This is a genomic window from Pseudomonas sp. HLT2-19-2, from assembly GCF_054898005.1.
Genome location: NZ_CM142712.1, coordinates 5,930,506 through 5,947,501, shown reverse-complemented (window position 1 = coordinate 5,947,501; position 16,996 = coordinate 5,930,506). Strand labels below are relative to the sequence as shown.

Here is a 16,996-nt window from a genome sequence, read left to right as displayed (position 1 = left end):
TAGCTTAGACGTCTGTCACGAGTCTGGGTCGAGGTGTGCAATGGTGCTTCAAACATGGCTGGCGTTTTTTGCCGCCTGCTGGGTGATCAGTCTGTCTCCCGGTGCCGGCGCCATTGCGTCGATGTCCAGCGGTCTGCGATACGGTTTCTGGCGCGGTTATTGGAACGCCCTGGGCCTGCAACTGGGTCTGGCGTTACAGATTGCGATTGTCGCCGCCGGTGTCGGTGCAATCCTCGCGGCGTCGGCCAGCGCTTTCTACGCGATCAAATGGTTTGGCGTGGCCTATCTGGTTTACCTGGCGGTCAAGCAATGGCGCGCGCTGCCCAATGACATGAGCGACGACGCGGCAGTCCGGCAAATCGGCAAGCCGATGGCGCTGGTGTTCCGGGGTTTTCTGGTGAACATCAGCAACCCCAAGGCGTTGGTGTTCATGCTCGCGGTGCTGCCGCAATTCATTGATCCGCACGCACCGCTGGTGGCGCAGTACCTGATCCTCGGTGTGACCATGATCTGCGTCGACCTGATCGTCATGGCCGGTTACACCGGGCTGGCTTCCAGGGTGTTGCGCCTGTTGCGCACGCCCAAGCAGCAAAAACGCATGAACCGCACCTTTGCCGGGCTGTTCATTGGTGCGGCGGCGTTCATGGCGACCCTTCGCAAAGCGGCGGTGTAAAACCGTCAGACACAAAAAAGGCGACCCAAGGGTCGCCTTTTTAGTTTCAGAGATCAGCGCAGAATGACCGGCGCTGTGTCCGCTGGCAGGTGATTGCGCAGCGGAGCTTGCCCCGGCTGTTCGTAACCGCCGCCACCGAGCTGTTGGCTCAGTTGCCCCGCCACGTCTTCCCCTAAGGACTTGGACACGTCACGCACCACCCGCGGGCGGTTCAGCGAAACACGGATGTCCCGATGGTTCATCAGTTTGGTGTCCTGACCTTCGCCCATCGCCGTGAAGGCCGAGGTGATTTCGAAGGTCTTGGTGTTGATCAGGCTGAAATCCGCCACCAGGGTCAACGCCAGCACCGCCGAGTAGCTGTCGGTGTTAGCGAGTTCGTTGATGTCGTTGTTGAAGTCGATGTCCGACACGGTGCCGAACAACACGTAGTCGGCACCTTTAAAATTGCCGGCCTTGATCCGCTTGATCACGTCATAAACGTCACCCTTGGACGCCGATGTATAAGGCGTGCCCTGGACCAGCTGGAACATGCCGGTACGAAGAATCTCGCCCTTGATGTCGCCGGTGAATTTGCGCAATTCACCTTGTTCGATGTAGCTAGTGGTGGCTTCGATTTCGTTGTAACTCGAAGACCCGCTGGCGCCGTAGTAACTCTGGCTGTGGTTGCTCTGCGCCGAAACAATGTGGATGTACTGCTCCACGCGCTCCTGGTACGCCAGGTCCGTCACCGCGACTTTCGGGGCTGCTTGCACGCTAAACGCGCAAGCCAGGGCCATCATGCCAATCCATGGGCGCATTGATTAACGCTCCGTGGTCTTGCGGATTTCTTTCTCGTCCATCCACTCGGCCAGACCGCTTTCAACGTCAATCAGTTGCAGGCTGAATTTGTAGAAGACGTCCTTGTAGTCGCTGCTGCGCTTGACGATCGAGCTGATCGAACCTTCGATACGGTATTTGGCGGCGATCATGTTGCCGGTCTTGGCCACCGTGTTCTTCTTGTACAGACCGCTCTGGTTTTGCAGCTTGAGCTGGTCGACCTGGCTCTGCATGGCGGTGTTGTCGCTGGCGAAACGGGCGGTGCCGGTCTTCATTAGCTGAGTCTTGATGCTGGTGGTGATTTCACGCGTGTCGATGTACTCGCTGGTCTTGTTCTTCACGTCGTAGACCTGAACCACCGGGCGGCCTTGCAGAATGCCGGACTGGGCCAGGGAGCGGGTCATGGATTCAGCGATCATCTGCAGGTCGGTGGAGCCGAACTCGTTGGTCACGGTTTCCACAGCCTTGGTGTCGCCGTAGCTGATGCTTTTGCTGCCCAGCGTTGGCGAAGTGTTGGCGCAACCGCTGGCCAGAAGGGCGATAACGGCAATGAACGAAAAGCGTGCAAACATGGGAGTGCTCTCTAGAACTGAACGAATAGGGTGTCGGGCTTAAGGCGTTTTAATTTCCAGACGGAAATCCACGGCTTTGGCGGTTGGCGCGATCGCCTGAATGAAGCTGGTCTGCTCGCCGTACATCATCTGGCTTTTCCAGGTTTCTTCTTCGGCGACGGGGAAGCCTTCAGGGCCGAGCCAGGCAAAGCGGTAGTAGAAGGTCTTGTTGTTGAAGCTGGTGTTGCTCAGCTGCGCATTGACCGTCATGAAACCGTTTTCCCGGGCGACGCGCATGGCGCCGACCACGATGTTTTTGAGTTTGCCCATGGCCACGACCTTGCTGGCGGCGCTGCCAGGTTCCGGCGGTGGCGGGGTGGCGCACCCGGCCAACAAGGCCAGGGCGACGACAGTGATGAGTATGAAACGCATGCAAAGACTCCGTTCTTAAGGTTTGAGGCTGGCCACGGCGGTCGGGTTGGCGCTCGGGATCACGTGCGCGGCCAAGCCGCTGGCGAACACCTGATTGCCCACGGCGCGCAGGCTAATGACCTGGTAACGCTGATCGACGGTGACCTTGACCACCGAACCGCCCACGGCGCTCGGCAGGGTGACTTGGTGCTCACCTTTCTTCAAGCGCAGACGCACCACTTGGGTGTTGTCCGGCAGGGTGCGCCACGTACGGGTATCGGCACCTTCGAGCACGGCTGAAGTGATGCCGACTGCCAGGCCCGCCAGCGGGTTGGTTTCGTTGATCTGCTTCTGCGCTACGCCTTTGGTCACCGCACGCACGGTGGTGCGCAGAATGATGCCCGGCATATCGTCACGCAGTGCGCGACGGGACATGGCAGTGGTGCTGTTGAGTTGCGTCAAGTTCAGTTGCTGGCCGTCCACGCCAATCTGGGTGAGCGTGGCGGTGGAGGTGTCCGCCTTGATGATCGGGAACGACAGTGGCGTGATCACCAGCTGGTTGCTGATCGGCAAGGGCAATGGAATGCGGATGGAATCGCGCGACGGCGCCAGACCGCTTTGCACGACGATCAGGATGTCGCTTTCCTCGTTCTTGCTACTGGGCTTGTCGAGATTTACCAGAGCCTGTTCCAGCAGTGGCGTGTTCGGGCGCAGTTCGGCGGCTTTGCGATAGCCCGGTGCGGCCAAGTCTTTTTCACCCAGGGCTTCGTAGACGAAGCCGGCCAGGTAGTGGCTGAACGCGCTCTGGTAGCTGTTTTTCAAGCTGACCACTTCCGGTGCGTCGAGGCTGGCGACCGGGTAACCCTGCAAATCCTTGTACTGGGTTTTGACGCCTTCTTTCTCGGCTTGCTCTTCGCTCTTGAGGTATTCCTTGTCGCGCAGATCGGCGATCACGGCCTCCCGTTCGTGGGTCTTCTTGATCGACAGGCGCGCGCCGTCGAAGTCGTTGACCGCCAACAGGTTGAGGGCCATCTGCGTGGTCAGCATGACTTTTTCGTAATCGTAGCCTTCGTAGCGACGAACCTTGTCGTTCACCACGAAACTGCCGAACTGGGCGAGGTATTTGCCGGTATCAAGCTTGACCGAGTCTTCCCATTTGCCAACCACTTGATCGGCGCTGGTCCAGGCGTTCTGGCTGCCGGACAAATCGCCCTTGGCGCGCAGCAGTTCACCCTTCTCGAAGAAATAGAGCAGGTCTTTGTCCGGGCTGGTGTTGTTCTTTTCCAGCAGGGTCAACGCGGCATCGACATTGCCGGCCGCCAGTTGCTGGTTGGTTTGGGCCAGTTCGGAGTCGTAGTTTCGAAACGCCGAGCAACCGGAGAGCAAGGTGACTGCGCTGAGCGCGATCGAGGTAAGGGCGCGGGATGCCATTGGGGTACTTCTTCCCTGAATGTAAGCAGCCGCAAATGCTGGTCGGGCTGATGGGACCTACTGGCGGGGATGTTGGCCTCCTGCCAATTCCTCATAACACAAGAGGAGCTTAAATGCCGTTCGCGATAACGAGGGCGCGGCATTATAAGCAGTGACGCTGGCTATGTAATGGCTTTTTAATTTCGAATTTTCACGAAGTGCCACTATGCTTCGGAAGCGCGAACCTAAGCAGCTGATCACAAGCCGTGCCGATCACCGCACAACAAAGCTTGAGTGAAAGTCATTGGAAGTGAACAATGTGTTACTTCGTATTTCCAATCGAGATTCATTCATGACTGCCCCGTCCCGTTGCCTGGCCTGGCTGGTGTTGCCGCTGTTTGCCTTGTGCAGTTTCAATCTGTTGGCTGACACCATGGAAGGCGCACCACAAGCGCTGCATTTGCTCGATTACATCGGCGCGGATTACCCGGAAACGGTGCACGCGGGCAAGGTCATTGATGAGTCCGAATACCAAGAGCAGCTCGAATTTATCAAGGTACTGCAAGGCTTGATCGCCGCGATGCCGGCCAAACCGGAAAAAGCCGGGTTGGAGCAGGGTGTCAGCACGCTGCGCAGCGCGATCGCTGCGCGTCAGGACGGCGCGGACGTCGGTCGCCAGGCACGGCAACTCGGCGCCAGGCTGGCCGTGGCCTATGAGGTCAGCCAGACACCGATCATTACGCCGGATCCTTCCCGTGGTGCGCCGTTGTACGCTCAGCATTGTTCGGTTTGCCACGGTGACGCGGGTGCCGGGGATGGTCCGGCGGGTGTCGGTCTGACGCCGCCGCCGTCCAATCTGCGTGATGCGACGCGGCTGGATCACCTGAGCCTCTACGGGATCTACAGCACCTTGGGCCTCGGAGTCGAAGGCACCGATATGCCGGCCTTCGCCGATCAGCTGGACGATCGTCAGCGTTGGGATCTGGCGACCTACATCGCCAGCTTCAGCGCCGATCCGGCTGCTGCAAAATCCGAAAAGACCTACAACATCGCCGACCTGGCCCGTCAGACTCCCGCAGAAGTGCAGGTCGCCGAGGGGCCGCAAGCGGCGGCGACCTTCCGTGCGCAGCGGGCGCAACCGCCGCAGGTCAAGCGTGGCCCGGCGCAATTGCTCGACTACACCGCCGCGACCCTGGACAAAAGCATGGCGGCCTACCGTGCCGGCGATCACGATCAGGCCTATGACCTGTCGGTGGCGGCTTATCTGGAGGGTTTCGAACTGGTCGAAAGCTCGCTGGATAACGTCGACGCCAACGTGCGCAAAGACACTGAAAAATCGCTGATGGCATACCGTCAGTCGTTGCAGGATGGTTTGCCGGTGGCCCAGGCCCAGCAGCGTCTGGACGCGGCCAAGGCCAAGTTGAAGGAATCCGCCGGCCTGCTGGGCAGCGATGGCTTAAGTGGGTCCCTGAGCTACATTTCCGGTTTGCTGATTCTGCTGCGCGAAGGCCTGGAAGCGATTCTGGTGCTGGCAGCGATCCTCGCGTTCCTGCGCAATACCGGCCAGCAATCGGCGGTACGCAGCGTTAACGTCGGTTGGGGGCTGGCGCTGCTGGCGGGTCTGGCGACCTGGGCGCTGGCCGCGTACGTGATCGATGTCAGCGGTTCGCAGCGCGAATTGCTGGAAGGTGCAACGGCGTTGTTTGCCGCCGTCATGGTGCTCTGGCTCGGCGTGTGGATGCACGATCGTCGTCACGCAGCGGCCTGGCAGGATTACATCAAGAGCAGCCTGGTGGGTGGCGGTGGGCGTTTCGGGTTTGCGACGCTGGCGTTCTTCTCGGTGTATCGCGAGCTGTTTGAAGTGATTCTGTTCTACGAGACCCTGTGGCTGCAGGCCGGTCCGGCGGGTCATAACGCGGTGTTGGCGGGTGGTGCGACGGCGTTGGTGTTGCTGGTCGGTCTGGCGTGGGTGATTCTGCGTGGCTCGGCGAAGCTGCCGCTGTCGCTGTTTTTCAGCATCAACGCCGGCTTGCTGTGCGCGCTGTCGGTGGTGTTTGCCGGGCACGGCGTGAAGGCGTTGCAGGAAGCCGGGATTTTCGGCACCCGACCGGTGCCGTTCTTTGACTTCGACTGGCTGGGCATCCACGCTGATGCATATTCGCTGGGTGCTCAGGTCGTGGCGATCATGGCGATCATCGTGCTGTACAGTCGCGGCCGGATGGCCGAGAAGCGGCGGTGCCGGCTTCCTGACCAAGTGATCCGTTAAAAGGAAAAACACAATGCGTGTCTGGATCGATGCCGACGCCTGCCCTCGGGCGGCCAAGGATCTGGTAGTGAAGTTCGCTCTCAAGCGCCAGTTCGAAGTGGTGCTGGTGGCTGGACAGCCGCAGATCAAGCCGGGTTTGGCCCTGGTGAAATTGATCGTGGTGCCGAGTGGCCCGGATGCCGCCGACGACTACCTGGTGGAATACGCGGTACCCGGCGAATTGGTGATCTGCAGCGATGTGCCGCTGGCCGACCGTCTGGTTAAAAAGGGCGTTGCAGCGCTGGATCCACGGGGCAAAGAGTTCGATGCGCAGAACATGGGCGATCGGTTGGCGGTGCGTAACCTGTTCACCGATCTACGTGAACAGGGGCAGATGAGCGGCGGGCCAGCGCCGTTTGGCGAGCGTGAAAAGCAAGCGTTTGCCAATGCACTGGACCGGATCCTCACGCGGTTATCCCGTTCACAATGATCGTTCCCACGCTCTGCGTGGGAATGCCTCACTGGACGCTGTGCGTCCGCTTTGGGACGCGGAGCGTCCCGGGCTGCATTCCCACGCGGAGCGTGGGAACGATCAGGTCTCAGGCGTCGTTTTCGTGGGTCAATTCCAGAACACGGTCGACCAGTTTGTTGATACCCGAAGCCGCTTCACTGATGCTCTGCGCCAGCATGTACGCCGGGGTGCTGACCAGTTTGCGTGCTTTGTCTTCAACGATGTCAGTGACCGCGCAGTCTGTGTGTGTAGCGCCCATTTTGTTCATGGCGGCGGCGGTATCGGCGTCGTTGCCGATGGTGCAGGTCACGCCCGGTCCATAGATTTTCGCCGCCAGTGCAGGCGAAATGCAGATCAAACCGACCGGTTTGCCCGCTTCGGCGAACGCTTCGGTCAACGCCAGGACGTCCGGTTGAACCGTGCAGCCGGCGCCTTCGATGGCAAAGTTCGACAGGTTTTTGGCCGCCCCGAAACCACCGGGCACGATCAGCGCGTCGAAGTCTTCGACGTCGGCCTCACGAATGTCTTTGATGTTGCCCCGGGCGATCCGCGCCGACTCCACCAGCACATTGCGCGACTCGGGCATTTCTTCGCCGGTCAGATGGTTGATCACATTTAACTGCGCGATGTTCGGTGCGAAACACTGCACCAGAGCACCCCGCTGGTCCAGACGCAGCAGGGTGATCACGCTTTCATGGATCTCGGCGCCGTCGTACACGCCACAGCCGGATAGGATCACTGCAATTTTTTTGCTCATGGGCTTTTCTCCAGATTCATGGCGTTAAATGTCCACTAATTTGTCACTCGTTGCCATAGGGTTAATTCGCGGCTACACCTAGCATCTGTCCTCAAGATTCCGATCGGGGCGCGTCATGGACTTCATACTGTATGCGGTGCCGTTTTTCTTTGTGCTGATTGCCGTCGAACTGCTGGCCGACCGTTGGCGCGGGGTGAGCAATTATCGCGTGGCCGACGCGATCAACAGCATCAGCACCGGTGTGTTGTCGACCACCACTGGCCTGTTGACCAAAGGTGTCGGGCTAGTGACCTATGGCTTTGCCCTTGAGCATCTGGCGCTTTTAGAACTCTCGGCCGACAGCGTTTGGGTCTGGGTGTTTGCCTTCGTCCTCTACGACTTCTGCTACTACTGGCTGCATCGCATGGGCCACGAACGCAACATCCTTTGGGCGGCGCATTCGGTGCATCACCAGAGCGAGGACTACAACCTTTCCACGGCGCTGCGCCAGACCAGTACTGGCTTCCTGTTGAGCTGGATCTTCTACCTGCCGATGGCCGTGCTCGGCGTGCCGTTGCTGGTGTTCGTCAGCGTCGCCGCGCTGAACTTGCTGTACCAATTCTGGGTGCATACCAAACACATTCCCAAGCTCGGCTGGTTCGAGTGGTTCTTCGTCACGCCGTCCAATCATCGGGCTCACCATGCACAGAACGCTCTCTACATGGATCGCAACTACGGCGGGGTGTTCATTATTTGGGACCGTCTATTTGGCTCGTTCCAGGAAGAGGACGACAACGAACCGGTGATTTTCGGCGTGACCACGCCGCTTGCGAGCTGGAATCCGTTGTGGGCGAACGTGCAGTTCTACGCGCAGCTGTGGGATGACGCGCGGCGTGCGCATAGCAAATGGGACACGCTGCGCATCTGGTTCATGCGCACCGGTTGGCGTCCGGCGGATGTGGCGGCCAAGTACCCGATGAACAAGCCAGACCTGAGTCAGTTCCGTAAATTCGAGGTGCCGCTGGACGGACGTCAGCAGCTTTACGTCGTGTTTCAGTTCTGCGCCTACATCGCGCTTGGCAGCTATTTGATGAACCTGGAGCTGAGTTTGCCAACCGCCGCGCTGGTGCTCGGCTGGAGTGCTGTTGCGCTGGGTTTGTTTACGTTGGGCGTGGCCCTGGAGAATCGCCCGTGGGCGCTGAAGCTGGAGCTGCTGCGCCTGGCGTCGAATGTGCCGCTGGTGTGGCTGGCGCCGGTCGTTGGGCTGTGGCCGGCCAGCGCGGTGGGCTGGGTCGGCTTGCTCAGTTACAGCCTGCTCAGCGGGATCGGTCTCTACTGTTGCAGAAACCGTTTCACTCGGTTGGCGTCTTAGTCTCGTTAGACTTGGCCAACTCGGCCTGCTCGTCGGCGTAGATCTTCTTCGCCAGACGGGCATTCTTGAAGCGCCGGCGCAGCCATAGGCACAGGCCCAGTACCAGCAGGGCACCGAGCACCCACAACTCGTACTTCTTGACGCTGCCGAGCATGCCTTCGAGCACCGCGCCGAAGTGATAAGCGGCAGCAGCCAGTGCGGCGGCCCAGATCGCGGCACCAATCCCGTTGAGCAGCAGATAACGTCCCGGCGGATAGCCCGACAGGCCGATCGCCACCGGCATCACCGTGCGCAGGCCATAGACAAAGCGGAAGCTCAGCACCCAGATGTCCGGGTGCCTGCGGATATGTTCCAGCGCCCGGTCGCCCATCAATTGCCAGCGCGGTTTGCGCGCCAGCAACTTGCGGCCGTGCTTGCGCCCCAGGAAATACCACAGCTGATCACCGGCATAACTGCCGAGGAACGCCACGATCATGACCAATTTGAGGTCCATGTATCCGCGGAACGCGAGGAAGCCTGCGAGCACCAGAATGGTTTCGCCTTCGAAAAACGTGCCGAGAAAGAGGGCGAAGTAGCCGAATTCCTGAAGAAATTGTTGGAGCATTGTCTGGATGCTGGCGAAATGAACGCGCAGCCTAACCCTTCGGGCACATTCATGAAAGTGTCCAAATGTGTCTCGACGTGAACATATCCTACAAGGACAATGGAATGCGCCTACCTGTTACAGGGGTGCACATAACTGTCATCTGTTCGTCATAATGGCCGCTTATAACTGTCACGCTCGCCCGCCAGCGCGGGCTCAGGAGTCTGCCGTGAGCTTCACCCCCGCCAACCGTTTGTTTCCAGCAACTCGCCTGCGTCGCAACCGTCGTGATGATTTTTCGCGTCGACTGGTTCGTGAAAATGTTCTGAGTGTCGACGACCTCATCCTGCCGGTGTTCGTGCTGGACGGTGAAAACCGTCGCGAAGCGGTGGCGTCGATGCCAGGCGTCGAGCGCCTGACCATCGATCTGTTGCTTGAAGAAGCGGCCAAATGGGTCGAGCTGGGGATTCCTGCCTTGGCGTTGTTCCCGGTGACGCCGCCGGAGCTCAAATCCCTGGACGCCGCCGAAGCCTGGAACCCCAACGGGATTGCCCAGCGCGCGACCCGTGCGTTGCGTGCGCAGTTCCCGGAACTGGGTGTGATCACCGACGTCGCCCTGGACCCGTTCACCACCCACGGTCAGGACGGTATCCTCGACGAAGAAGGCTACGTGCAGAACGACATCACCGTCGATGCACTGGTCAAGCAGGCGCTGTCCCACGCCGCAGCCGGCGCTCAGGTGGTGGCCCCGTCGGACATGATGGACGGTCGCATCCAGGCGATCCGCGAAGCGCTTGAACTGGCCGATCACGTCAACGTGCGGATCATGGCCTACTCGGCGAAGTACGCCAGCGCCTATTACGGCCCGTTCCGCGATGCGGTCGGTTCGGCGCTGAACCTGGGCAAGGCCAACAAGGCCTCCTATCAGATGGACCCGGCCAACAGCAACGAAGCCCTGCATGAAGTGGCGGCGGACTTGTCAGAAGGCGCGGACATGGTCATGGTCAAGCCAGGCATGCCGTATCTGGACATCCTCTACCGGGTCAAAGAAGAATTTAAAGTGCCGACCTTTGTTTATCAGGTCAGCGGTGAATACGCCATGCACATGGCGGCAATCCAGAATGGCTGGTTGAGCGAAGGGGTTATCCTCGAATCCCTGACCGCTTTTAAACGTGCAGGCGCCGATGGCATCCTGACTTACTTTGCCGTCCGTGCTGCTCAATTGTTACGAGAGCAAAAATAGCCCTCCCAGGAACATTGATGAATACCGAAGTCCTCACTGAAGTTGCCGTAAAAGACGCTCAACCTGTGGTGGAGCAAATCGCCGAAACCCCGCCGGAACTGGAGCCTGCTCCACCCGCGGTGGTGGTCGAACCCGCACATGCGGCGCCGGCGATTGCCATTCCCGGCCTGGATGACAGCAGCCTGTACATCCATCGCGAGCTCTCGCAACTGCAGTTCAACATCCGCGTGCTGGAACAGGCGCTGGACGAGTCCTACCCGTTGCTGGAGCGGCTGAAGTTTCTGCTGATCTTCTCCAGCAACCTGGACGAGTTCTTCGAAATTCGTGTGGCCGGTCTGAAGAAGCAGATCACCTTCGCCCGTGAACAGGCTGGCGCCGATGGCCTGCAACCGCATCAGGCCCTGGCCCGCATCAGTGAGCTGGTACACGGTCACGTTGACCGCCAGTACGCGATCCTCAACGACATTCTGTTGCCGGAACTGGAAAAGCATCAGGTGCGCTTCATCCGCCGGCGTCACTGGACCACCAAGATCAAAACCTGGGTGCGCCGCTATTTCCGAGACGAGATTGCGCCGATCATTACCCCGATTGGCCTTGACCCAACGCACCCATTCCCGTTGCTGGTCAACAAGAGCCTGAACTTCATCGTCGAGCTTGAAGGTATCGACGCCTTCGGCCGCGATTCCGGTCTGGCGATCATCCCGGCGCCACGTCTGCTGCCGCGCGTCATCAAGTTGCCGGAAGAGGTGGGCGGCTCTGGCGACAACTACGTGTTCCTGTCGTCGATGATTCACGCTCACGCCGATGACCTGTTTCAGGGCATGAAGGTGAAGGGCTGCTACCAGTTCCGTCTGACCCGTAACGCCGACCTTTCCGTCGACACCGAAGATGTAGAAGACCTGGCCCGCGCCCTGCGCGGCGAGTTGTTCTCCCGTCGCTACGGCGACGCGGTGCGTCTTGAAGTTGCCGACACCTGCCCGAAACAGTTGTCCGACTATTTGCTCAAGCAGTTCAACCTGCACGAAACCGAGCTGTACCAGGTCAACGGTCCGGTCAACCTGACCCGCCTGTTCAGCATCACCGGTCTGGACAGTCAGCGTGAGCTGCAATACATGCCGTTCACCCCGCAGATCCCGAAACTGCTGCAGAACAGCGAGAACATTTTCAGTGTGATCAGCAAGCAGGACATCCTGCTGCTGCACCCGTTCGAGTCGTTCACGCCGGTGGTCGACCTGCTGCGCCAGGCGGCCAAGGACCCGCATGTATTGGCGGTCCGTCAGACCCTGTACCGCTCCGGCGCCAACTCGGAAATCGTCGATGCGCTGGTCGATGCGGCGCGTAACGGCAAGGAAGTCACCGCGGTGATCGAATTGCGGGCACGGTTCGACGAAGAGTCCAACCTGCAACTGGCCAGCCGTCTGCAAGCGGCCGGTGCGGTGGTGATCTACGGCGTGGTGGGCTTCAAGACCCACGCCAAGATGATGCTGATTTTGCGTCGCGAAGCCGGTGAGATTGTCCGTTACGCCCACTTGGGTACCGGCAACTACCACGCGGCGAACGCCCGTCTGTACACCGACTACAGCCTGCTGACGTCCGACGACGCCTTGTGCGAAGACGTCGGCAAACTGTTCAGCCAGTTGATCGGCATGGGTAAAACCCTGCGCATGAAGAAGCTGCTGCACGCGCCGTTCACGCTGAAGAAGGGCATGCTCGACATGATTGCCCGCGAGACCCAGTTCGCTCTCGACGGCAAACCGGCGCACATCATCGCCAAGTTCAACTCGCTGACCGATCCGAAGATTATCCGCGCGCTGTACAAGGCCAGTCAGTCCGGGGTGCGTATCGATCTGGTGGTGCGTGGCATGTGCTGTCTGCGTCCGGGCATCGCCGGGGTTTCGCATAACATCCACGTACGCTCGATCATCGGGCGCTTCCTGGAGCACACCCGGGTCTTCTACTTCCTCAATGGCGGCGAAGAGCAGATGTTCCTGTCCAGTGCCGACTGGATGGAGCGCAACCTCGACAAGCGCGTCGAGACTTGCTTCCCGGTCGAGGGCAAGAAGCTGATCATGCGGGTCAAGAAAGAGCTGGAGCTTTATCTCACCGATAACACTCACAGCTGGAGCTTGCAGGCGGACGGCCGTTACATCCGCAACACGCCGACCGGCAACCAGAACCCGCGCAGCGCCCAGGCAACACTGCTGGAGCGTTTGGGTAGCCCGATTCTGACCGTTCGTTAACGCGGATTATTTTGGGCGAAAAAAAGGGCGATCCAAGTGGATCGCCCTTTTTTGCTTTCAGAAGCTTTCAGCGAACGTTGAGCATGAAGCCGACGCGGGTCAGCCATTCTGCTTCCAGACCGAAGTCAGCCTGGGTCAGCTGGTTTTCGTCCAGCCAGTTGTCCGGGAACAGCACATCCAGGCTGTCGCCATTGGCGTGCAGCACGACCTGAGGCATTTCCTGGGTGCCGCGGATGTGATGGAACAGGATCGCAAAGCGCAGCAGCACGCACAGGCGAATCAGCTTGATGCCTTCATCGCCGAACTCGGCAAACTTGTCCCGGGGAATATTGCGTCGGTGGCCACGCACCAATAGCGCGAGCATTTGCTGGTCTTCGCGGGAGAACCCGGCCAGGTCCGAGTGCTCGATCAGGTAGGCGCCGTGCTTGTGGTAGTGATAGTGAGCGATGTCCAGGCCCACTTCATGAACCTTGGCCGCCCAGCCGAGCAATTCGCGCCAGACGCCGTCATCCAGATCCCAATCCTCAGCCACTTGATCGAAGGCATGCAACGCCTTGTGCTCAACGCGCACCGCTTGTTCCAGATCGACGTGATAACGCTCCATCAACGAGCTGAGCGTGCGCTCACGGACGTCTTCGTGATGATGACGGCCCAGCAGGTCATAGAGCACACCTTCGCGCAGGGCGCCTTCACAGTGGTCCATGCGTTGCAGTTCGAGCGCGTCGAAGATCGCTTCGAGAATTGCCAGGCCCGCCGGGAAGATCGCCCGACGGTCGGGCTTGATGCCTTCGAAGTCGATCTTCTCGGCGTCGCCGAGTTTGAACAGCTTGCGCTTGAGCCAGGCCAGGCCTTCGGCATTGACCTCGCCAGTGCCATGCCCCCCGGCCTTCAACGCCAGACCGATGGCGCGAATGGTGCCCGAGGAGCCGATGGCTTCGTCCCAGGTCAGGCGGTGCAGAGCGTGTTCGATGCTCATGATTTCCAGCCGCGCTGCCGTGTACGCCTGGGCGTAGCGGGCCGGGGTGATCTTGCCGTCCTTGAAATAGCGCTGGGTGAAACTCACGCAGCCCATTTGCAGGCTTTCGCGCAGCAGCGGTTCGAAGCGCTGGCCGATGATGAATTCGGTGCTGCCGCCGCCGATGTCAGCCACCAGGCGCTTGCCCGGGGTGTCGGCGAGGGTGTGGGAAACGCCGAGGTAGATCAGCCGCGCTTCTTCACGGCCGGAGATGACTTCCACCGGGTGGCCAAGAATTTCTTCGGCGCGGCGGATGAATTCGCCACGGTTACGGGCTTCACGCAGGGCGTTGGTGCCGACGATCCGCACGGCACCGGGCGGCATACCGTTGATCAGTTGGGCGAAACGCTTCAGGCAATCGAGCCCGCGTTGCATGGATTCTTCGCTGAGCTGGCGCTCATCGTCGATGCCGGCGGCCAGCTGAACCTTCTCCCCGAGACGTTCGAGAATACGGATTTCGCCATTTTGGGCCTTGGCCACGACCATGTGAAAGCTGTTGGAGCCCAGGTCAATTGCGGCGATCAGGGACAGATTCTTGGCTTGAGATTGCGGCATGGTCAGGGGGGTCTCGGTCGTTAACCTCGACATCGTGCCACGATCAAACGCTGCCGCCAACGCGTACGGTTTATTGCCGATCGTTCCCAGGCGCAGCAAAGGAATGCAGCCCGGGACGCTCCGCGTCCCAAAAGCGGACGCAGAGCGTCCGTTGAGACATTCCCGCGCAGAGTGGTCTGCACCCCAAAAGTTGGACACACTGATGGGGTGTTTCATGGGTAAGTACACTGTTCAAGCAAAGTTATCAGCGGTACAGGATTACTGTTCCGGCAAAGCGGGGTTTAGAGAGGTCGCGCATCGTCACGGGGTGGATTTTTCCTCGTTGCGCCAATGGGTAGCGGCCTTCCAAGTGCACGGTGCGGCGTGCCCTGGAACAGCTCGATGGAGGTGCGGGCGAAGCAGCGGGGCAGGGAGTTTTGGCACGGGAGCAGTCAATGACCTTCTCGCGCTCGGGGTTCTTGCCGAGGCTGGAGATCAAAGCTACCGTTCATCCGGCCCGAGCGCGCCATGGCACCTGGCAGGAACACCGAAAAATCCTCCGCGCGCTGGCCCGGCGGGCGTCTGGCGCGGCGCAGTAGGCCATGCACGAACATGGTGCGCAACGCCGCCTTGCGCACCACAATTGCCTTCGTCGCTCCCGCCACCACCTGACTTGAGCTATACCCAAACTCATGCGGCACCATAGCGAGACTCAATCATCTGCACCTTCCTGAACGAGGGAAGGGCGGCTATGATGGGCCACGTTTTTTTGCTTACAACCTGGAGACTTCCATGAGCAGCGATCTTATTAAACACGTCACCGACGCTAGCTTCGACGTCGACGTCCTCAAGGCCGAAGGCGCTGTACTGGTCGACTACTGGGCTGAATGGTGCGGCCCTTGCAAAATGATCGCTCCTGTTCTGGACGAAATTGCTGAAACCTACAAAGGCAAGCTGACCGTTGCCAAACTGAACATCGACGAAAACCAGGAAACTCCGGCCAAGCATGGCGTGCGTGGTATCCCGACGCTGATGTTGTTCAAGAACGGCAACGTCGAAGCGACCAAGGTCGGCGCACTGTCGAAGTCGCAGCTGGCTGCTTTCCTCGACGCCAACATCTAAGCGTCGTTTAAAGCGTCATCAAAAAGGCCCCGCATATTGCGGGGCCTTTTCGTTATTGAGGGCTAGACGCTCCGAAACTCAGGTGGTACATTCGGCCCCGCACTGGTTTCTCCACTGCCCCCTACTAGCCGTCGCCGACGCACTCCTTTTCGAATAAGTACGCGATCCTGTCGCCTTCTCTGCGGCGCGGCCTCATTAAGCCAAAAGCTTAATTTCCCCCCCTCCATAAATGATTACGTCATTCCTATATGAATCTGACTGAACTCAAGCAAAAGCCGATTACCGAACTGCTCGAATTGGCCGAACAGATGGGCATAGAAAATATGGCCCGTTCGCGCAAGCAGGACGTGATTTTCTCCCTGCTCAAAAAGCACGCTAAAAGCGGCGAGGAAATCTCCGGTGATGGCGTGCTGGAGATTCTCCAGGACGGCTTCGGCTTCCTTCGCTCCGCTGACGCTTCCTATCTTGCAGGCCCAGACGATATTTACGTCTCGCCGAGCCAGATCCGTCGCTTCAACTTGCGCACCGGTGACACCATCGTTGGCAAGATCCGCCCTCCAAAGGAAGGCGAGCGTTATTTCGCGCTGCTCAAGGTCGACACGATCAACTACGACCGTCCCGAGAACGCGAAAAACAAGATTCTCTTCGAGAACCTGACCCCGCTGTTCCCGACCGTGCGCATGAAGATGGAAGCCGGCAACGGTTCCACCGAAGACTTGACCGGTCGTGTCATCGACCTGTGCGCCCCGATCGGCAAAGGCCAGCGCGGTTTGATCGTTGCACCGCCGAAAGCCGGTAAAACCATCATGCTGCAGAACATCGCAGCGAACATCGCTCGTAACAATCCTGAAGTTCATCTGATCGTATTGTTGATCGACGAACGTCCGGAAGAAGTCACCGAAATGCAGCGCACCGTGCGCGGCGAAGTGGTTGCCTCGACGTTCGACGAGCCGCCAACCCGCCACGTGCAGGTTGCCGAAATGGTGATCGAGAAGGCCAAGCGCCTGGTCGAACACAAGAAGGACGTGGTGATTCTGCTCGACTCCATCACCCGTCTGGCTCGCGCCTACAACACCGTGATCCCGAGCTCCGGCAAAGTACTCACCGGTGGTGTCGATGCCCACGCCCTGGAGAAACCGAAACGTTTCTTCGGCGCCGCGCGGAACATCGAAGAAGGCGGTTCGCTGACCATCATCGCTACCGCGCTGGTTGAAACCGGCTCGAAGATGGATGAAGTGATCTACGAAGAATTCAAAGGCACGGGCAACATGGAACTGCCTCTGGATCGCCGCATCGCCGAAAAACGCGTCTTCCCGGCCATCAACATCAACCGTTCCGGCACCCGCCGCGAAGAGTTGCTGACGGCCGACGACGAGTTGCAACGCATGTGGATCCTTCGCAAGCTGCTGCACCCGATGGACGAAATCGCTGCCATTGAGTTCTTGGTCGACAAGCTGAAAACGACCAAGACCAACGATGAGTTCTTCCTGTCGATGAAACGCAAGTAAATCGATCAGGTCAGCAAAAGCCGGGG

The 16,996-nt window shown here is 59.5% G+C and carries 15 protein-coding genes and 2 pseudogenes; 10 read left to right on the top strand and 7 right to left on the bottom strand.

What is annotated here, in order from left to right:
* Positions 1-40: 40 nt before the first annotated feature.
* A complete protein-coding gene (locus ACYZTU_RS28030) occupies positions 41-673 on the top strand; it encodes a LysE family transporter (RefSeq protein ID WP_461967076.1) in 633 nt (210 codons plus the stop codon).
* A 53-nt stretch (positions 674-726) separates the two neighbouring features.
* On the opposite strand, the gene ACYZTU_RS28025 is transcribed toward ACYZTU_RS28030, so the two are convergent.
* The 4 genes from ACYZTU_RS28025 to ACYZTU_RS28010 are packed head-to-tail and all read right to left on the bottom strand — an operon-like array spanning position 727 to position 3,882.
* Entirely contained in the window at positions 727-1,470 is a 744-nt protein-coding gene (locus ACYZTU_RS28025) for a penicillin-binding protein activator LpoB (RefSeq protein ID WP_461967074.1), read from the bottom strand.
* A gap of 3 nt (positions 1,471-1,473) precedes the next feature.
* Positions 1,474-2,061: a penicillin-binding protein activator LpoB gene (lpoB, locus tag ACYZTU_RS28020; RefSeq protein WP_282376149.1), complete on the bottom strand. Its 588-nt coding sequence runs from the start codon at positions 2,059-2,061 to the stop codon at positions 1,474-1,476.
* A gap of 39 nt (positions 2,062-2,100) precedes the next feature.
* Positions 2,101-2,472 (bottom strand): YcfL family protein, encoded by a 372-nt coding sequence (locus tag ACYZTU_RS28015; protein ID WP_461967072.1) that lies wholly within the window; start codon positions 2,470-2,472, stop codon positions 2,101-2,103.
* Between the two features lie 15 nt (positions 2,473-2,487).
* Positions 2,488-3,882 (bottom strand): COG3014 family protein, encoded by a 1,395-nt coding sequence (locus ACYZTU_RS28010; RefSeq protein ID WP_461967070.1) that lies wholly within the window; start codon positions 3,880-3,882, stop codon positions 2,488-2,490.
* Positions 3,883-4,213: 331 nt separating this feature from the next.
* Between ACYZTU_RS28010 and ACYZTU_RS28005 the strand changes: the two genes are divergently transcribed.
* Together ACYZTU_RS28005 and ACYZTU_RS28000 are read left to right on the top strand one after the other, a co-directional pair.
* A complete protein-coding gene (locus tag ACYZTU_RS28005) occupies positions 4,214-6,127 on the top strand; it encodes an FTR1 family protein (protein WP_461967068.1) in 1,914 nt (637 codons plus the stop codon).
* A gap of 13 nt (positions 6,128-6,140) precedes the next feature.
* The gene (locus ACYZTU_RS28000) at positions 6,141-6,596 is read left to right on the top strand and encodes a YaiI/YqxD family protein (protein ID WP_282376144.1); all 456 of its coding nucleotides are present in this window, start codon (positions 6,141-6,143) and stop codon (positions 6,594-6,596) included.
* A 109-nt stretch (positions 6,597-6,705) separates the two neighbouring features.
* Here the strand turns inward: ACYZTU_RS28000 and elbB are convergent, their stop codons facing one another.
* Positions 6,706-7,374: an isoprenoid biosynthesis glyoxalase ElbB gene (elbB, locus tag ACYZTU_RS27995; RefSeq protein WP_461967066.1), complete on the bottom strand. Its 669-nt coding sequence runs from the start codon at positions 7,372-7,374 to the stop codon at positions 6,706-6,708.
* 115 nt (positions 7,375-7,489) lie between these two features.
* Here elbB and ACYZTU_RS27990 point away from each other — a divergent pair, with 115 nt between their 5' ends.
* Positions 7,490-8,725: a sterol desaturase family protein gene (locus ACYZTU_RS27990; protein WP_461967064.1), complete on the top strand. Its 1,236-nt coding sequence runs from the start codon at positions 7,490-7,492 to the stop codon at positions 8,723-8,725.
* Here ACYZTU_RS27990 and ACYZTU_RS27985 read toward each other — a convergent pair.
* Positions 8,706-9,329: a DedA family protein gene (locus tag ACYZTU_RS27985; RefSeq protein ID WP_461967062.1), complete on the bottom strand. Its 624-nt coding sequence runs from the start codon at positions 9,327-9,329 to the stop codon at positions 8,706-8,708. The genes ACYZTU_RS27990 and ACYZTU_RS27985 overlap by 20 nt on opposite strands.
* Before the next feature lie 208 nt (positions 9,330-9,537).
* Between ACYZTU_RS27985 and hemB the strand changes: the two genes are divergently transcribed.
* Positions 9,538-10,551, top strand: coding sequence for a porphobilinogen synthase (gene hemB / locus ACYZTU_RS27980; RefSeq protein WP_449645340.1), 1,014 nt, complete (start codon positions 9,538-9,540; stop codon positions 10,549-10,551).
* Positions 10,552-10,568: 17 nt separating this feature from the next.
* Positions 10,569-12,791: a polyphosphate kinase 1 gene (ppk1, locus tag ACYZTU_RS27975; RefSeq protein WP_461967060.1), complete on the top strand. Its 2,223-nt coding sequence runs from the start codon at positions 10,569-10,571 to the stop codon at positions 12,789-12,791.
* Positions 12,792-12,858: 67 nt separating this feature from the next.
* Here the strand turns inward: ppk1 and ppx are convergent, their stop codons facing one another.
* The gene (gene ppx / locus ACYZTU_RS27970) at positions 12,859-14,361 is read right to left on the bottom strand and encodes an exopolyphosphatase (protein WP_461971186.1); all 1,503 of its coding nucleotides are present in this window, start codon (positions 14,359-14,361) and stop codon (positions 12,859-12,861) included.
* 214 nt (positions 14,362-14,575) lie between these two features.
* Here ppx and ACYZTU_RS27965 point away from each other — a divergent pair.
* The 4 genes and pseudogenes from ACYZTU_RS27965 to rho all read left to right on the top strand — a co-directional run.
* Positions 14,576-14,725: pseudogene (locus ACYZTU_RS27965) on the top strand (transposase); the annotation flags it as partial.
* A gap of 113 nt (positions 14,726-14,838) precedes the next feature.
* Positions 14,839-15,012 (top strand): annotated as a pseudogene (locus tag ACYZTU_RS27960) (FCD domain-containing protein); the annotation flags it as partial.
* A gap of 120 nt (positions 15,013-15,132) precedes the next feature.
* Positions 15,133-15,462 (top strand): thioredoxin TrxA, encoded by a 330-nt coding sequence (gene trxA / locus ACYZTU_RS27955; RefSeq protein WP_008150340.1) that lies wholly within the window; start codon positions 15,133-15,135, stop codon positions 15,460-15,462.
* A gap of 248 nt (positions 15,463-15,710) precedes the next feature.
* Positions 15,711-16,970: a transcription termination factor Rho gene (gene rho, locus ACYZTU_RS27950; RefSeq protein WP_007942421.1), complete on the top strand. Its 1,260-nt coding sequence runs from the start codon at positions 15,711-15,713 to the stop codon at positions 16,968-16,970.
* Positions 16,971-16,996 lie beyond the last annotated feature (26 nt).

Excerpts from the sequence above, each read along its gene's own strand:
- ACYZTU_RS28030 (WP_461967076.1), top strand. The coding sequence starts at position 41 with ATGGTGCTTCAAACATGGCTGGCGTTTTTTGCCGCCTGCTGGGTGATC.
- ACYZTU_RS28025 (WP_461967074.1), bottom strand. The coding sequence starts at position 1,470 with ATGCGCCCATGGATTGGCATGATGGCCCTGGCTTGCGCGTTTAGCGTG.
- lpoB (WP_282376149.1), bottom strand. The coding sequence starts at position 2,061 with ATGTTTGCACGCTTTTCGTTCATTGCCGTTATCGCCCTTCTGGCCAGC.
- ACYZTU_RS28015 (WP_461967072.1), bottom strand. The coding sequence starts at position 2,472 with ATGCGTTTCATACTCATCACTGTCGTCGCCCTGGCCTTGTTGGCCGGG.
- ACYZTU_RS28010 (WP_461967070.1), bottom strand. The coding sequence starts at position 3,882 with ATGGCATCCCGCGCCCTTACCTCGATCGCGCTCAGCGCAGTCACCTTG.
- ACYZTU_RS28005 (WP_461967068.1), top strand. The coding sequence starts at position 4,214 with ATGACTGCCCCGTCCCGTTGCCTGGCCTGGCTGGTGTTGCCGCTGTTT.
- ACYZTU_RS28000 (WP_282376144.1), top strand. The coding sequence starts at position 6,141 with ATGCGTGTCTGGATCGATGCCGACGCCTGCCCTCGGGCGGCCAAGGAT.
- elbB (WP_461967066.1), bottom strand. The coding sequence starts at position 7,374 with ATGAGCAAAAAAATTGCAGTGATCCTATCCGGCTGTGGCGTGTACGAC.
- ACYZTU_RS27990 (WP_461967064.1), top strand. The coding sequence starts at position 7,490 with ATGGACTTCATACTGTATGCGGTGCCGTTTTTCTTTGTGCTGATTGCC.
- ACYZTU_RS27985 (WP_461967062.1), bottom strand. The coding sequence starts at position 9,329 with ATGCTCCAACAATTTCTTCAGGAATTCGGCTACTTCGCCCTCTTTCTC.
- ppk1 (WP_461967060.1), top strand. The coding sequence starts at position 10,569 with ATGAATACCGAAGTCCTCACTGAAGTTGCCGTAAAAGACGCTCAACCT.
- ppx (WP_461971186.1), bottom strand. The coding sequence starts at position 14,361 with ATGCCGCAATCTCAAGCCAAGAATCTGTCCCTGATCGCCGCAATTGAC.
- trxA (WP_008150340.1), top strand. The coding sequence starts at position 15,133 with ATGAGCAGCGATCTTATTAAACACGTCACCGACGCTAGCTTCGACGTC.
- rho (WP_007942421.1), top strand. The coding sequence starts at position 15,711 with ATGAATCTGACTGAACTCAAGCAAAAGCCGATTACCGAACTGCTCGAA.